This window comes from Pseudomonas sp. NPDC087814, from assembly GCF_044742865.1.
Taxonomy (GTDB): Bacteria; Pseudomonadota; Gammaproteobacteria; order Pseudomonadales; family Pseudomonadaceae; genus Aquipseudomonas.
Map to the genome: position 1 here is coordinate 18,049 of NZ_JBIUVK010000027.1, position 15,532 is coordinate 33,580.

Consider the following 15,532-nt stretch of genomic DNA (forward strand, 5'->3'; position numbering starts at 1 on the left):
TGGCAAGGTGGATTTACAGCAGGGGTTTGTCCTGACCCGGCATTGGCGCGACACCCCGGCGGGCACGGAGGTCAGCTTTTGGCTGGCTACCGATCAAGGCCCCAGGTTCGTGCGCTTGCCGGTGCAGACCTCCGTGATGTTCATCCCGCAAGCCCATCGCAAGCCCGCCGAGCTGCAGCTCAAGGGCGAGCGCGGTATCGAGTTGCGTGACCTGGCGCTCTGCGACTTCCACCATCGCCCGGTGCTGGGCCTCTACACCCAACAGCATCGCCAATTGATGGACCTGGAAAAGCGCCTGCGTCGAGCCGGCATCGACGTCTACGAAGGCGATGTGCGCCCGCCCGATCGCTACATGATGGAGCGCTTCATCACCGCGCCGGTGTTGTTCGGCGGCAAAGCGGGCGAGGGCGGCATGCTGGTGGAGGCGCAGATGAAACCCGCGCCGGATTATCGCCCGCCCCTCAAGCTGGTGTCGCTGGACATCGAGACCACCGCCCAGGGCGACCTGTATTCCATCGCCCTGGAAGGTTGCGGCGAGCGCCAGGTGTACATGCTCGGCCCGCCCAACAACACCGATGCGGTGGACTTCAAGCTCGACTACTGCGACACCCGCGCCGAACTCCTCGAACGCCTGAACCTGTGGCTCGCCACCCATGATCCCGACGCGATCATCGGCTGGAACCTGGTGCAGTTCGACCTGCGCGTGCTGCACGAACATGCGCAACGCCTGAACGTGCCGCTGCTGCTGGGCCGTGGCGGCGATGCCATGGGCTGGCGCGAGCACGGCAGCCGCAATCACTACTTCGCGGCAGCGGCCGGGCGGTTGATCATCGATGGCATCGAAGCCTTGCGCTCGGCCACCTGGAGTTTCGAATCCTTCAGCCTGGAAAACGTCGCCCAGACCTTGCTCGGTGAAGGTAAATCGATCTCCACGCCGTACCAGCGCATGGACGAAATCAACCGCATGTTCGCCGAGGACAAGCCCGCGCTGGCACGCTACAACCTCAAGGACTGCGAGCTGGTCACGCGGATTTTCGAGAAGACCGAGCTGCTGAAATTCCTCCTCGAACGAGCCAGCGTCACCGGCTTGCCGGCAGACCGCAACGGCGGTTCGGTGGCAGCGTTCACGCACCTGTACATGCCGCTGATGCACCGCCAGGGTTTCGTCGCGCCGAACCTGGGAGACAAACCACCCCAGGCCAGCCCCGGCGGGTTTGTCATGGATTCGCGCCCGGGCCTCTACGAGTCGGTGCTGGTGCTTGACTACAAAAGCCTCTACCCGTCGATCATCCGCAGCTTTCTGATCGACCCGGTGGGCCTGATCGAAGGCCTGCGCCACCCCGAAGACAGCGAGTCGGTGGAAGGCTTTCGCGGTGCGCGGTTTTCCCGCACCCGGCATTGCCTGCCGTCGATTGTCGCGCGGGTTTCCGAGGGCCGCGAAGTGGCCAAGCGCGAACACAACGCGCCGCTGTCACAGGCGCTGAAGATCATCATGAACGCCTTCTACGGCGTACTCGGCTCCAGTGGTTGCCGCTTCTTCGACACGCGACTGGCATCGTCCATCACCCTGCGCGGCCACCAGATCATGCGCCAGACCCGCGAGCTGGTCGAAGCCCGGGGTTATGAGGTGATCTACGGCGATACCGACTCGACTTTTGTCTGGCTCGGCAGCCCCCATTCCCAGGAAGACGCGACGCGCATCGGCCTGGACCTGGTGCAGCACGTCAACACCTGGTGGCGCGAGCGCCTGCAGAGTGAGTTCGGCCTGCAAAGCGCCCTGGAACTGCAATACGAAACCCACTTCAGCCGCTTCCTGATGCCGACCATTCGTGGTGCGGAAGAAGGCAGCAAAAAGCGCTACGCCGGGCTGGTCACCCGTGCCGACGGCAGCGAAGAAATGGTCTACAAGGGCCTGGAAACCGTACGCAGCGACTGGTCGCCCCTGGCCCGGCAATTCCAGCAGGAACTCTACCAGCGCATCTTCCACCGCCAGCCCCACCAGGATTATGTGCGCGACTACGTACGTCGCACCTTGAGCGGCGAGCTCGACGACCTGCTGATCTACCGCAAGCGCCTGCGCCGGCAACTGGGTGACTACGAGCGCAACGTACCTCCCCACGTGCGCGCCGCGCGGCTGGCCGACGAATACAACGACCGCCAGGGCCGCCCGCGCCAGTACCAGAACGGTGGCTGGATCAGCTACGTGATCAGCGTCAACGGCCCCGAGCCGCTGGAAGTGCGCCAGGCACCGATCGACTACGACCACTACGTCACCCGGCAACTGCAACCGGTGGCGGACGCGATCCTGCCGTTTGTAAACGATGACTTCGGCACCCTGGTGGGCGGCCAGATGGGCTTGTTCTGAAACGGCTTGCCTTGAGGTGGCGAGAGCCTGCAATCTTGGCCACTGACGACCACCATACAGCGCAGCCCTCCCATGACTGAAATCACCCTGACCGGCACCACGGTCGAACTCCGGCCCCTGCAACGCGAACACGCCACCGCCCTGGTACAGGCTGCTGCCGACGGGCAGTTGTGGAACCTCAAGGTGACCAACGTGCCGGGGCCCGACACCGTCGAAAAGTACGTGGACATTGCCCTGGCCGGGCGTGAGGCGGGCACCGTGATGCCGTTTGTCATCGTGCGCCGCGACACCGGTGAAGTGGTGGGCAGCACCCGGTTCTGGAAAGTCGACCGGGTCAACCGCAAGCTGGAGATCGGCCACACGTTTATCAGCCAGTCGGTGCAGAAATCCGGGGTCAACACCGAGGCCAAGCTGTTGCTGCTGACCCACGCGTTTGAAGTGATGGAGTGCGTGCGGGTGCAGTTCACCACCGATGAACTCAACGAAAAATCCCGGGCCGCGATCCTGCGCCTCGGCGCGGTACAGGAAGGGATCGTGCGCCACGAGCGCATCATGCCCGATGGCCGCAAGCGCAACTCGGTGCGCTTCAGCATCATTGATCCGGAATGGCCACAGGTGAAGGCGGGGTTGCAAGCCAGGCTGGCTCGCTAGGGCTTATGGCTCAGCTCTTCCACCAACTCATCCATCCGGTCGGCAATTTTCGGCGTGGTCGACAGCACAAAGCCTTTTTGCGTGCCCACATAGGTCTCGACGATGTACAGCGTGTCGCCCACATCCAGCCCCAGTTCCTGCAAGGCTTCGTCTGGCAGGCGGATGGCGCCGTCGCCGTCCCAGTCTTCGATCGTGACGCGTTTGCTGTGCATGATGGCTTCCCGTTGAACGAATGAACGGCCTAGCCTAACACCTCAATCCACTGCCAGGAGGCTTGGCACTGTGTACACCCTTTACGGAACCCAAGGCACCGGCTCGTGCATCATCGAAATTGCCCTGCAGCGTTGCGGTGTCGAGTGGTGCCAGGTCGACGCCTGCTCCTGGGAAGACCGCGTGGGCAACGAGGCGTTGGCGCGGATCAACCCGCTCAAGCAAATCCCCACTCTGCAACTGCCCAATGGCGGCGTGTTGACGGAAAGCGCGGCGATCCTGATTCACCTGGGCCTGCAGTTTCCCGCCTCAGGGCTGCTGCCCGAGGAGCCCGCCCAAGTCATTCGCGGCCTGGTGTACATCGCCGCCAACTGTTACTCGGCGATTGGCATCATCGACTATCCGGAACGCTGGACCGACAGCCCCGATGCGCAGCAGCATGAACAGCTGATCAGCGGCACCCGTCGCCGCCTGCATGGGGCCTGGGAAGTGTTTGCCGATCAATTTGCCGAGCAACTGTTCACCCCGGCGCAGGTTCCGAATGCACTGGCGATCATGGCTGCGGCGGTGTCGCGTTGGGCAGGCGGGCGGGACGCGCTGCAACAGTCGCGGCCTGAGTTTGCCCGGGTGCTGGCGCAGGTGGATGCCCACCCAAACGTAGCGCCGGTATTTGCCCGGCATTGGCCGTCGTGAGCATCCGCAATCAAAAGAAACAATGAGGCGTAAGGTGGCTAAACGCCTTGCGTCGCGGGCGTCCTGACCTACGCTTTCTGAAGTTGTTGTAGGAATCATCCTTGAATTTGACTGTCGCAGACATGAAACTCAAGAACCCTGCATGGAATTCAAAGGAGGTGTGCATGCTCATCCGGTCGCTGACCCTGGCTACCTTGATGGCTTTTACGGGGCCGCTGCTGGCCGCGGATGATCTCAATCCGCTCAAGCAGGACCTGGGCAAGTCACGCCCGTTGGTGGTGGTGGAGCTCGACTCCGGCAACCCGACGTTGGCCACCCTCAAGAAACAGCTGGACGAGCCTGCCAACAAGCAGTCCTTTGAAGAGCGCAACATGGTGCTGTACACCGTGTCCTTTGGCAGCATCGGCGCTGAAGGCGAGAAGTTCGCCAAGGACGCGAAGGACAACAAGAAGCTCGCACCGCCTGAAACCAACGCGCTGATCCGCGCACTCAAGCTGGGTGCCGGCAGTGGCACCAAAGTGATCCTGGTGGGCAAGGACGGCGAGAAAAAACTCGAGAAGACCGTGCCACCCGACACCCTCAGCCTGGCGGATTTCTTCAGCGCGATTGATCAGATGCCCCAGGCTGAAAAGGACCTTGCCGCGCCGGCCGAACCTGAGCCCGCGGCCCCTGCAGCAGGCAAGCCTGGAGCCAAGGCGGGCAAAAACACCAAGCATCCAGCGCCACAACCGGCACTGGATGATTGAGCGTTTTTCTGTAGGAGCTGGCTTGCCTGCGATAGCATCACCTCGGTAATTCAGGCACACCGCGGTGATGCCATCGCAGCCTCGCTAAAGCTCGACAGCTCCCACATCACGCCTCAAGCTCCAGGCTTTTCACCGGCCACCGCCGGTGCCTTGCGCACCGGGAACGGGAAGTAGAAAAACCGCAGTAAGGCCACCCGCTTGATCACCTCGCCGATCATCAACGGCACCACCACCGCCACTACCAGCCCGATGCTCGCCGACAGCAGCGGATGCAGCCCGAACCGTTCCATCAAGTCCACCGTCTTGTGTTGAATTTCCCCGTGGAAGATCAACAGAATCAACGTTGACTGCCCGATGTACGTCATCGCCCGCGTCAGCAGCCCCGAGACCATCATCACCCCGGCCAGGGCCCAGCATACATATACGCCGATCACCGCCAGCAAACTGGTCCACAGCCAGTGGTCGTAACGCCGCTGTGCCAGGTCCATGGTGTCCCAGCTGTAGATGAACACCACCGCAAACAACGCCATGGCGCCCAGTAGCGTCAGCAACGAACTCTGGTGGCGACGCAGCACGTCCCGCAGCAAGTAACCAAAGATAAAATAGGTACTGCTGATCAACGTCACATCAATGCTGAACGGCAGCCCCGGCATCGTCCAGGTCTGCCCGCCGACGGTTACCGGTACCTGCCAGAACCACGGCAGGGTCCAGATCCCGAGCATCAATTGCAGGGTGATCACCACGCAGCTCATGGCCAGCGACAAGCCCAGGCGCTGCATCAGCCGCAACATCACCCAGCCGAACAGAATCGCCACCCAGAAGTGCGGCAGGAACCACAGCGCCTGCCATGGAATGGTGTCCACCGAGGCATACAGCACGCCGCCGATGTCCGGCAGCAGTGCCTGGCCGCGCAGCAGGTCGCGGATCAGGATGTACACCAGCATGGTGAAGAAGAACGGCTTGAGCAGTGCATCGGCCTTGCGCACCGCCATCTCGACAAAGGGTTGTTCAGGCTTGAAGAACACCCCGGAGAGAAAGAAGAACAACGGCAGGATAAATACCGCCAGCAGCGGGTACAGCAAGTCCAGGGAACTGGCGACAAACCAGCTGTGCCCGAACACGATGATCAGGATGCCAATGCCCTTGGCAATATCCATTTGAATCCAGCGTTTTTTCACCTGACTGCTCCCACTCTATAAATCTGCCTTGCGCCACGGCTTGAGCCACAGGCCCATGCCCAGCAACACCACGGCCCCCGCCAGGGTGCTCAACCCCAGCTGAAGCCAGATACCTTGGATCCTGAACAACACCAACGCCGCCAGGCCCATCATCAATGCACTCAACACCCAGTGCCGCTTCCAGGGCAGGGCGCCGAGCAAGTCCTGGCGCTGCATCAACAGCAACGCGGTGCACAACACCCCGGCGAGGGCGGCCAGCGGAATGCCCGCCAGGCCAAACACAAACGGCAGCACACCCAGCAGCAACACGTTCACCAGGCTCCCCAGCAACTCGCAACGCAGCGGCTGGCGGGTGTCGCCGGCGGCATAGGCATAACGCGCCAACAGGGCGTTCCAGGCGCCGAACACCAGCGGCACGGCAAACCAGGCCAGCAACAGCGGCAACGGCGAATCCACCGACTGCTTCGGCAGCAGCAACGCCACCAGGCTCGGCGCCGCCGCCACCAGGCCGACGCCTGCGGGCAGGGTCAGCAGGCTGGCGGTTTCCAGGCCGCGCTTGAGCAGGGCCAGGCGCTCGTCGCCCTGGCGCCGGCTCATCATGCCCAGCAGCACCTGGTTGAGGCTCATCAGGGCAATCAACGGCAAGTTCATCAGCTTGCGGGCCAGGTTGACCCAGGTCACCGCACCTTCACCCAGCAAGGACGCCACCAGCCGTTCAATCAGCGCCAAACCCTGGCTGGCACCGTTGCTTAAAAGCAGCGGGCCTATGCGTGCGCCCAGCTCGCGCAATTCCAATGTCGAAGCCCGCAGCCGCCACGGCCGCCAGCCCAGGCGCAGCATCGACGGCAACAGCGCCAGGGGCATCAGCAGGCTGCCGGTGAGGCAGGCCAACGCCAGCGAGTGCGGTTGCGTGGCGGTGCCGGCGAGGGCGAGGTAGGTCACCGGCGGCAGGTTGAACAGCAACGAGCCGAGCCCCGCGACCACAAAGCGCTCGCTGGCCTGCAGCGGAATACTGAACAGCGCATGCAGCATCAGCCCCGGCACACTCCAGGCGAGAATCTGCAAGTTGCTGCTGGCGAGGCTGGTGGCCGTCGCCGCCAGCCCCGGGCCGAGCAGCTGCACCAGCCATGGCGCCAGCAACGTCAGCAGCAGGCTGGTCACCAGGGCGATCAGCAACAGCGCCGGGAACAACACCGCCAGCCAGTCCAGGCGCTCGCCTTCCTTGCGTTGCAGGTACAGCGGCAGGGCGGCGGCACTCAGCACACCCCCGGCCAGGGACATGCGCAACGCTTCGGGCAAGAACAGCGCGATCAGGAACGCATCGCTGCGCTCGCCCGCACCCCACGCCGCCACCAGCAACCACTCACGGGCAAACCCGAGGCACAGACCCAGCAAGGTTGCCAGGGTCAACCAGAACGCCGATCCGAGCATGCCTAGGGCCCGACGCTATTGAACACAGGCTTGCGATGCGCCACGGTCTTGACCTTTGGCAGACGCGCCGGAAACAGCCGCCGCGCCTCCAGCACGTTGATCCCCACCATCAGCCAGAACAGCGCAATCATCACCAGGGCGAAGCTGAAGTAGTGGTCAAAAAAGCCGCTGACCAGCGCCGACAGAATCCCCGCCGTGCTGCCCAGCCAGATCGCATTGTCCTTGGTCAGGCGGATCGGGCCGATTTCCGGACGGGACTCGCGCCACCAGCGCCAGGTCACTGCGATAAACAGCAGCATGCTGATCACCCCGGTCTTGTAGACGAAATTCAGCCACAGGTTGGAAATCCCCAGCAGGTGCGTACCCGGCACCGGAGGGTCAACCTTGAAGCCAATGCCCAGCGGGTAACTGGCCACGGCCTGGGGGAACATGCGGTATTCGTCAAAGCGCACTTCGGTACTCGCGTTCTGCGCCGAAAAGATTGTCGCCAGACGTTCCTGCAACGGTGGGTACGACAGCACCAGCGCCACGGCCAACGCCACGCCGATCATCAGCAAACGCCCGGTGTACGGCACCCGCCGCGACGCCATCCAGATCAGCACCAGCGCCAGGCTGACCATCGCCCCCCGGCTGCTGGCCAACAGCAGGGCCGCCGCACCCAGGCAGGCAACGCCCAGGCCGAGACCGCGTTTCCAGCCGGTGTTGGTGATGCCGTAGCAGAACGCCAATGGCAGCAGCAGCGCCATGATCCCGCCGGTGGCATTCGGGTGCATCCATGGCGAACCCATCCGCGAGGCCATGGCACCCAGGCCCAGGGACAGGGTGTCGAGGCTGCCGTAGTTCATCAGGGTCAGGATCGGCAACATGCCCGAGGCCGAGCGCGAGCGGATAAATACGCCGATGGACATCACCAGCATCGCCAGTGTGCCCAGCAACAAGGCGATCACCAGGGCTTCGCGGTTCTTCTGTTCAACCAGCAGCTTGGCGGCGAGGAACAGCACCGACAGGTTCAGAAGCCAACGCAACCAGTTCGCCACGCCGCTGGCCTCGGCGGTGATGCTGACCTGGCCGACGATAAACGGCACCACTGTGAAGATCATCAGCCACATCAACATGCGGTCGGTAGGGCGCCGCGACAGCGGTGGGGCGGCCGGCAGGCGCGAGAGGAAACCGTGCCAGATCACCGCCGCCCAGGTCAGGGCGATCAGCGCCTCACTGACCGTACTGCGAATCCCCAGGTTGAGGGTGGAGTAGGGCATGAACGTCGCCACCAGGGCGAACAGCAGCAGTCCCCAGAACGGGAACCGCAGAATCGTCACGGCAGCGGCCAGGCCGATCACTGCCAGCACGGCCTTGACCGGGGAAAGAAACAGGATCAACCCACCAAACAGCAGGCCGAAGACGATGGCGACGAGGCTACCCAGTGAGATTCTCAATTCAATTCCTCGATCAGTTCGGCCAGGCGCCGACGGTAGGCCTGGTGGTTGAAGCGTTCGGCCCAGCTGCGTAACTGTTCAGGTGGTTGTTCGACGGGTTGGTCGGCCAGGTGCAGCATCAATTGCACCAGCGCCGCGCCGTCCGTGGGTGAAAACCGCGGTGCCAGCGGCGGGGTGATTTCGTCCAGCGAGGTACCGCTGGCCACCGCCACCGGAGTGCCGACGCTCAGGGCTTCGATTACCGGCAAGCCAAAGCCTTCCGCGTAGGAAGGCTGCCACAGGCGCAAGGCCTTGCGGTAGAGCCCGTGCAATTCAGCGTCGGATACGCCGCTCAAGGCGCGTATCCCCGGGTAGTTGCGTTGTGCTTCGGGCAAATGCTCCAGGCTGCCCACCAGCACCAGTTCCGGCACGCTCGGCGACTGGCTGCGCGCTTGCTGCCAGGCGTCCACCAGGAACGGCACGTTCTTGCGCAATTCCCGGGTACCCACCAGCAGCCAGTAGCGCTCGGGCAGTTGCCGGGCCGAGAGGTCCGCCGGCAGTCCGACAAAACCCACCACCTGGTTGGGCAACACGCGAATCTTGCCTGCCGCCTTGGGAAACAGCCGCGCGGTTTCGTCGGCACTGTACTGCGAAGGCGTCCACACCCGGTCTGCCGTGTGCACCGCATAGGTGATCGACAGCCGATCACTGGCCTTGTAGATCAGCGCCTTCAGGCGGTTGGCGTGATAGTTGTCCAGGGTGATCTGAAACAGGTCATGCAGCAGCACCACGGTGCGCAGGCCCTGGGGTTTGGGCGGCAGCGGCAGGCCCATATTGAAGGTGCTGATGTACACATCGATGTGCTCATTGCGCAGCGCCTTGGGCAGATAGCCCGCCTCGAAACGCAGGCGCTGGTGCGGCTGGTGCATGGCGGTCTTGGCGCAGCCCCAGTCCGGGCAATGCACGTTCAGGCGCAGCTCATCCCCCAGCGGCGCGACGCTGAAGCGTTCGAGCTCGATGCCGGGCAGGGTGCGCAGGGCATCTTCCAGGGCGTACACCTGGCGACTGATGCCTGATTGCGGCGAGGTGCCGACGGTGCGGTAATCGAGGCCTATGCGCATGCCGGCTCCTTTTGGCTCTGGGGCGACAGTTGCGCGTACACCTGCTCCAGCTGGCTGGCGGCGACGCTCCAGTCATGGGCACGGCGCACATAGGCGCGACCGGCTTCGCCCATGGGAGCAGCGACTTCAGGCTGTTGCAGCAGGCGCACCACGGCGTCGGCCAGGCTTTCAGCGGTCTGGCCGCCGAGGTAATCCAGGCCTTCCACCAGGTCCAGGCCGGACACGCCCTGGTCGGTACTCGCCAGCGGCAGGCCGGCGGCCAGGGCTTCAAGCACCTTGAGCTTGGAGCCGCCGCCATGGCGCAACGGCGCCAGAAACACCGAGCAACTCGATTGCAGGGCCAGCAGGTTGGGGACAAAGCCCTGCCATTCGATGCGTCCGTCCTTCCAGCGTTCGCGCCAGCTTTCCGGCATGCCGAAACCGCAGACGCTCATGCGTGCGTCGGGGCAGCGGGCCCACACTTTCGGCAGGATCTCATCCAGTGCCCACTCGATGGCATCGACGTTGGGCGCGTATTCGTAGTTGCCCAGAAACAGCACGCGGCGGGTCGTCGGGTCGGGTCGGGCAGCAGCGAAGTGCGCGCAATCCACCCCGTTGACCACCACCGGTACCGGCTTGCCGGCAATCTGCGCCAGGGTCTGGGCGTCGGCGTCGGTCACGGCGACCACTTGCGCGGCCTGGCGCATCACCCGGTGTTCCCAGCGGCCGTAGCGCCATTGATCGTAGCGTATGAACGGCAACGCCCAGCCGGGCAGGCGGTCGTAAGTCGCGGCGCCGAGGGACGATTCGACATTGTGCTCGGTCAGCACAAACGGCTGGGAGCGACGGGCCAATGCAGCTTCGTAAGGCTGGAAGGTGTAGGTATGTTCGATCTGCACCACGTCCCAATGCTCGGTCAGCAAGCGCTCGAAGGTGTCCTGCAGTTCACCCGACAGGCCATTCACACTGGCCAGCAACGGGTACGGCGCAAACAGCCCGGCCAGCAGGGTCTTCAGGCTGCGCAGCGGGCGCCGGGGGAGGATGATCACCTGTTCCAGAAAGGCTTCCAGCACGTGGCGATCCGTCAGCGATACCGCATGTTTGTCATGCAGCAGCAAGGTGATCCGATGCCCGCGCGCAGCCAGGCTGCGCAGCAAATGAAACTGGCGCGTCTTGCCGCCGCTGGTAGCGGGCCAAGGCGAGTAGGGCAGGATCCAGAGGATGCGCATGGGTGGCTTCAATCCCATAACAGAATTTGCAGGTTCGGCTTGACCGGTACGTCCAGTCCATTGGTGCCACTCAAGGGTGTTTCGGTGCCGCGCAACGGGTCATACAAGGTGGCGGTGGTCATGCCCGGCAAGTGCGCGCTGCCGCCACGGGCCGACCAGAAAAACCACACCTTGCGCCCGTCGGCACGGGACCAGCCGATGCTGAACAGGCCATCGGGCAACTGATCGGCGGTGGGTGGGTCGCCGGGGGTCAATTTGGGCCCGCTCACCTGCAGGAAATTCTGCAGCGCGGTGTACGACGGCTTGGGGTTGGCGTCGATGTCGAGCAAGCCATAACTCTGGTCGCGCACGCTGGCGCGCTGGTCCAGGTCGCTCAGGGTGAACAGGAAGATCTTGTCGAAATCCAGCGCGCTCATCAGCGCGACGCGGCGCACGATGTAGTCGGCCTGGCCCTGGGTGGTGATGAAGTCCTGCACCTCTTTCGGGCCTTTGTAGGTCGACCAGCCCCACTCGGTGCTCCACAGGGTATTCACCCCGGCCGCCCGCAGTTTCTGGTTGAGGGCGCTGGTTTTTTCGACAAAGTCGAGGTTCGACGGCGTGTTGCCTTCGGGCAATTGGGTGTAGGGGTGATAGGACATGACGGTATTCAGGCTCGGCACGCCCAGTTGCAGCAGCCCGTCGAGCATGTTCTGGCCGTTGGGCATTTCGCTGAAGAATGCCATGCCGGCGGCCACCACCGGTTTGTTCGGGTTCACCACCCGCAACGCGGCGGCGGTGACTTGCAACAGGTTCGCATAGCCGGCCGGGTCGGCGGCGGGGCGCCAGAACCCCAGCAGGTTCGGTTCGTTCCACACCTGCCACGCATCTACGCTGGGGTAACGCTGTTCCAGCAATGCCATGCGGTTGGCGAAGATATTCGGGTCCTTGGGCGGGAACTGGTCCTGGTACGGCGAGGAGGCGGGCGCGGTGGTGGCGAACTTCGCCGAGCCCACCAGGTAGAACACCGACTTGATCTGGTTCTGCTGCAGCTTGTTCACCAGTTCGTCGAGGGTCGCGACGTTGTACTGGTTCTCGGCGGTTTCCAGCTGGTCCCAGTGCAGGTCCAGGCGCACCCACTCCAGGCCCAGGGCCTTGAGGCGGTCGATCTGCTTCTGATAACGCTCGGGGCTGAACCACAGGAACTGCGCGTTCACCCCCAGGAAGTCCTTCCACACGACCTCTTTGCTGCCCTTGAGCACATGGCTCTCGGCATCGGCCGGGCGGCCCCAGAGAAAGGCGGTCAAACCCAGCGCAGCGACGACTGCGAGGGTAGCGAGGTAAGTCCGTTTACGCGCCATGGTTGCCTCCTGCAACGGTTTGCTCAAACAGGCTCGCGAACTTCTGCGCGGTCACTGGCCACAACCGTTCACGGCCTATGGCGGCGGCGCGTGCGGCCCAGTCCGTGGCCATGTGCGGGTTGCGTGCGAGCCGCAGCAGTTGTTCGCTCAAGGCGGCTACATCGCCTTGTGGATAGATGGCGCCATTGCCGCTGGCGACTTCCTCGGCAAACGCCCTGGCATCGGAGGTGATCGCGCCGCGCCCGCAGGCGGCAGCCCAGGACAATGCGCCGCTGGTGCCGCGCTGGCGGCCCAGCAGGCCGAGCTTTTTCGATTCGCGATACGGCAGCACCATCACATGGTGCGCCTGGATCGTCTGCGGGATCTCGCTGGCCGGCAAATTCAGCCGCCAGTCGATGGAGCCTGCCAGGCCGAGTTCGGCAATCTGGCTGTTCAACTGCTCCAGGTAATTGCCGCCTGTGCCAAACGCCATTTCGGCGGCAGTGCCACCGGCCAGGGTCAGGCGCACACGGTCACGCAATTCGGGGGCTTTTTCGAAGGCGGCGGCCAGGGCCTGCAACAGGTCTTCGATGCCTTTGCCACGGTAGATAAAACCGAAATACAACAGGTGCAGCGTGTCCAGCGGCGGCAAGGCCACCGGCGGGATATCCAGGTTGGCGTGGTTGATCACCGCCACCTTGCCGGCGGGCAATTGCATGCGCGCCGTCAGGCAGTCGGCGCCCAGGCGGGTGAGGGTCACCAGCCGGGTCAGGCCCTGGGCGACGTGACGTTCTTCGCGCAGGGTCAAGGGATCGGCCAGCACCACTGCCGCCTGGGGCAATGGGCTGGGCAAGGATTCCAGCAGGTTCAGCGGAAAGGGCAATTGCTCGCGCCGCCAGACCATGCGTTCCGGGTCATGCACCGTGGCGGTCAACGGCAGGGCGGGGTAGGCCTTGCGCAATTCGCGCAGGGCCAGGAACTCCCCCAGCCGCCCACCGCCCAGCTCGGCGTGGACCAGGTCAACACCCTGCCAGTCGAAACCGGCAATGGCTTGCTTGATCGCCGCCGTGCTGCCGACCACGCCCGTCAAGGGCGTAGCCACCTCGACGCCCAGTTGCTCCAGTGCCGTCTTGAAGTGGTTCGCGTAGTCGGCGATCCCGTTCTTTTCCGGCGGCAGGGGAGCGAGCAGGGCGATGCGCATCAGAACGAACCCCGGTATTTGGCGATGGTTTTCAGCACCTTGACCGGTACCTCGAACTTGCGGCGGTTGATGATAATGCCATCGACCTTGCCGAACGCCGTGGTGAGGATCGACAGTGCGTGTTCCACCACCGGTACCGTGCTTTTTTGCGCTTCCACTACCAGCGCAATCAGGTCGGCACGGCGCAGGTTGATGAACGCATCACGATTGTCCAGCAGCGCCGAAGCATCCAGCAGTACCACCTGGCCCGGAATCGCCGGCTCAACCCCGCCGATCCGCACCCGCACGCCGTTCTCTTCCAGCAACTGGCGCAACTGCTCGACGATAAAGCTCACGCCTTCACCGTGCCTTGCCGAGGTCAGCCCCAGGGTCAGGCCCTGTTCGGCAATACGCTCCAGCGGCAGCAACCCATACAGGCGATAGATGCTCGCGTTGAAGGCGTTGGTGCTTTGCGCGGTGCTGGTGTCCAACTCCGGCAGCGTGGTCCACAGCGGCAGGCCGAATTTGCCTTCCACCAGGCCGCCGTCGTGGATCCGTTGATCCAGCAGGTAGCACAGGTAGATCACCAGCAGGCCGACCACGATGGAGAACGGGATCGCCAGCAGCAGCATCAGCAGGGTTTTCGGGAAGACGCGCCCAGGGTTCAGGGTAGCTTCTTCGATCACCGCGATGTTACTGATCTGGCTCTTGTCCAGTTCACGGTCGATCCGCGATTTTTCCAGGCTGTCGACATACAGCGCGTAGTTTTTCTCGGTGCCGTTCAACTCACGGGCCAGGCGCGCCAGTTCCGGCTCGATGGCCAGGGCGTCCTTGCGCTGGGCTTCCAGTTCAGTCAGCTGCTTCTGCTGTTGCACCAACTGTGTACGCAGCGACTGGTTGCGGCTGGTCTCATCCAGCAGTACCCGTTGCAGGTGGATTTCCAGGGTGTTCGGCGCGCGGTTCTCGGAGCTTTGCACCGTGTCGCTTTCACCGGCGACCTGGGCCTGCATGGCACGGATCGAAGCGTCCAGGGCTTTGACCGGCGGCGCGTTATCCGTATAGGTACGCATCATGTCGGCTTTTTCCAGGAGCTTCTGGTTCAGCAGGCGACGCAAGTCTTGTTGCTGCGGGTTCAACGCGATCTGGCGAACCGTGGTCACCTCTTTGGGCTGGCCCTTGAGTTGGTCACGGGTGCTCTGCAACGCCACGTCGGAGGAAGCGATCAGCCGAGTGGAGTTGAACACCTCGCCACGCAGCACGTTGATCCGCTCGGACAAGTCTTCCAGGCGATCGGTGATGCTCGAGGCGCCGATGTCGTTCAAGTGCGCGAGGATCTGCTCCTTGTAGCTCTTGATCTGCGCAGCGCTGGAAGACACCTGGCCTTCATAGAACGCATACAGGCTCTTGCGGCCCAACGCCTGGGTGCGCTCGTCGATGTAGGTCTCGACCCAATCCTTGACCACCGCCTGGGCGATTTGCGGGTCATCCCAGCGGAAGCTGATGTCCATCACCGTAGAGCCGATGGCGTGGGTCACTTCGAAGTTTTTCTCCAGGCTTTTCGCCAGGCGCTCCACCGGGGTGGTTTCTTCGACGATGCCAACGGTTTCCAGCACCACTCGCACACCGTCAAACACGGCACTGATGCCTTTCTTGACGTACCACTTGGTGCGCTTCCACACGCCTTCCGGCGGCTGCATCTTGTCCATCACGTCGAGGTAATGCTCGGCCACTGCACGCACGATAGGGCGGCCGGTCAGCAGGCGCTCTTCGTCGACAATCGGGTCGCGCTGGGTGCTCGGCATGACGATTGGCTGACGGTTGTCGACCTCGATCGGCATCGTCGAGTCACGCCCTGGTTTTACCAGCAATCGCGCGGTGGATTCATACTTGGCCGGCAGCAGGAACGCCCCCAGCAAAATGATCACCAGCGCGGCAATCGCCGCCAGTTTGAACTCGTGCTTGAAGATGAAGAACAGACGCAGAAGATCACGAAAAGAACGGATCTCGATCATGGGATG

Annotated in this window: 13 protein-coding genes; 4 read left to right on the forward strand and 9 right to left on the reverse strand. The window is 63.4% G+C overall.

Annotated features, from left to right (window positions below; genetic code table 11):
* The first annotated feature begins 7 nt into the window (after positions 1-7).
* Positions 8-2,365, forward strand: coding sequence for a DNA polymerase II (locus ACIOMR_RS19400; protein WP_401195851.1), 2,358 nt, complete (start codon positions 8-10; stop codon positions 2,363-2,365).
* Positions 2,366-2,437: 72 nt separating this feature from the next.
* The gene (locus tag ACIOMR_RS19405; protein WP_008434573.1) at positions 2,438-3,016 is read left to right on the forward strand and encodes a GNAT family N-acetyltransferase; all 579 of its coding nucleotides are present in this window, start codon (positions 2,438-2,440) and stop codon (positions 3,014-3,016) included.
* Here ACIOMR_RS19405 and ACIOMR_RS19410 read toward each other — a convergent pair.
* A complete protein-coding gene (locus ACIOMR_RS19410; RefSeq protein WP_003208231.1) occupies positions 3,013-3,228 on the reverse strand; it encodes an AbrB/MazE/SpoVT family DNA-binding domain-containing protein in 216 nt (71 codons plus the stop codon). The genes ACIOMR_RS19405 and ACIOMR_RS19410 overlap by 4 nt on opposite strands.
* 70 nt (positions 3,229-3,298) lie before the next feature.
* Between ACIOMR_RS19410 and ACIOMR_RS19415 the strand changes: the two genes are divergently transcribed.
* Positions 3,299-3,919, forward strand: coding sequence for a glutathione S-transferase (locus ACIOMR_RS19415; RefSeq protein WP_177040831.1), 621 nt, complete (start codon positions 3,299-3,301; stop codon positions 3,917-3,919).
* A gap of 164 nt (positions 3,920-4,083) precedes the next feature.
* Positions 4,084-4,665, forward strand: coding sequence for a DUF4174 domain-containing protein (locus tag ACIOMR_RS19420; RefSeq protein WP_003208227.1), 582 nt, complete (start codon positions 4,084-4,086; stop codon positions 4,663-4,665).
* A 113-nt stretch (positions 4,666-4,778) separates the two neighbouring features.
* Here the strand turns inward: ACIOMR_RS19420 and ACIOMR_RS19425 are convergent, their stop codons facing one another.
* Genes ACIOMR_RS19425 through ACIOMR_RS19460 form a run of 8 tightly spaced genes read right to left on the reverse strand, consistent with a single transcriptional unit; the run spans position 4,779 to position 15,526 of the window.
* Positions 4,779-5,822: an acyltransferase family protein gene (locus ACIOMR_RS19425; RefSeq protein WP_401195856.1), complete on the reverse strand. Its 1,044-nt coding sequence runs from the start codon at positions 5,820-5,822 to the stop codon at positions 4,779-4,781.
* Positions 5,823-5,858: 36 nt separating this feature from the next.
* Complete coding sequence (gene murJ, locus ACIOMR_RS19430) at positions 5,859-7,274, reverse strand: murein biosynthesis integral membrane protein MurJ (protein ID WP_401195859.1); 1,416 nt, start codon at positions 7,272-7,274, stop codon at positions 5,859-5,861.
* 2 nt (positions 7,275-7,276) lie between these two features.
* Positions 7,277-8,704 carry an O-antigen ligase gene (locus tag ACIOMR_RS19435; protein WP_043225192.1) on the reverse strand — a complete coding sequence of 476 codons (1,428 nt, stop codon included), beginning with the start codon at positions 8,702-8,704 and terminating at the stop codon, positions 7,277-7,279.
* 2 nt (positions 8,705-8,706) lie between these two features.
* Complete coding sequence (locus tag ACIOMR_RS19440; protein ID WP_008434566.1) at positions 8,707-9,810, reverse strand: glycosyltransferase family 1 protein; 1,104 nt, start codon at positions 9,808-9,810, stop codon at positions 8,707-8,709.
* Positions 9,801-11,018, reverse strand: coding sequence for a glycosyltransferase family 4 protein (locus ACIOMR_RS19445; protein ID WP_177009197.1), 1,218 nt, complete (start codon positions 11,016-11,018; stop codon positions 9,801-9,803). Before ACIOMR_RS19445 ends, ACIOMR_RS19440 begins: the two co-directional genes overlap by 10 nt.
* A gap of 8 nt (positions 11,019-11,026) precedes the next feature.
* Positions 11,027-12,355, reverse strand: coding sequence for a GH39 family glycosyl hydrolase (locus tag ACIOMR_RS19450; RefSeq protein ID WP_003208216.1), 1,329 nt, complete (start codon positions 12,353-12,355; stop codon positions 11,027-11,029).
* Positions 12,345-13,535: a glycosyltransferase gene (locus ACIOMR_RS19455; RefSeq protein ID WP_003208215.1), complete on the reverse strand. Its 1,191-nt coding sequence runs from the start codon at positions 13,533-13,535 to the stop codon at positions 12,345-12,347. The genes ACIOMR_RS19450 and ACIOMR_RS19455 overlap by 11 nt, the downstream gene beginning before the upstream one ends.
* Positions 13,535-15,526, reverse strand: coding sequence for an exopolysaccharide transport family protein (locus ACIOMR_RS19460; protein ID WP_003208213.1), 1,992 nt, complete (start codon positions 15,524-15,526; stop codon positions 13,535-13,537). The genes ACIOMR_RS19455 and ACIOMR_RS19460 overlap by 1 nt, the downstream gene beginning before the upstream one ends.
* Positions 15,527-15,532: the final 6 nt, after the last annotated feature.

Bases quoted from the DNA above. Each gene is read 5' to 3' on its own strand.
- ACIOMR_RS19405 (WP_008434573.1), top strand. From the start codon at position 2,438: ATGACTGAAATCACCCTGACCGGCACCACGGTCGAACTCCGGCCCCTG.
- ACIOMR_RS19455 (WP_003208215.1), bottom strand. From the start codon at position 13,535: ATGCGCATCGCCCTGCTCGCTCCCCTGCCGCCGGAAAAGAACGGGATC.
- ACIOMR_RS19445 (WP_177009197.1), bottom strand. From the start codon at position 11,018: ATGCGCATCCTCTGGATCCTGCCCTACTCGCCTTGGCCCGCTACCAGC.
- ACIOMR_RS19425 (WP_401195856.1), bottom strand. From the start codon at position 5,822: ATGGATATTGCCAAGGGCATTGGCATCCTGATCATCGTGTTCGGGCAC.
- ACIOMR_RS19440 (WP_008434566.1), bottom strand. From the start codon at position 9,810: ATGCGCATAGGCCTCGATTACCGCACCGTCGGCACCTCGCCGCAATCA.
- murJ (WP_401195859.1), bottom strand. From the start codon at position 7,274: ATGCTCGGATCGGCGTTCTGGTTGACCCTGGCAACCTTGCTGGGTCTG.
- ACIOMR_RS19410 (WP_003208231.1), bottom strand. From the start codon at position 3,228: ATGCACAGCAAACGCGTCACGATCGAAGACTGGGACGGCGACGGCGCC.
- ACIOMR_RS19420 (WP_003208227.1), top strand. From the start codon at position 4,084: ATGCTCATCCGGTCGCTGACCCTGGCTACCTTGATGGCTTTTACGGGG.
- ACIOMR_RS19450 (WP_003208216.1), bottom strand. From the start codon at position 12,355: ATGGCGCGTAAACGGACTTACCTCGCTACCCTCGCAGTCGTCGCTGCG.
- ACIOMR_RS19460 (WP_003208213.1), bottom strand. From the start codon at position 15,526: ATGATCGAGATCCGTTCTTTTCGTGATCTTCTGCGTCTGTTCTTCATC.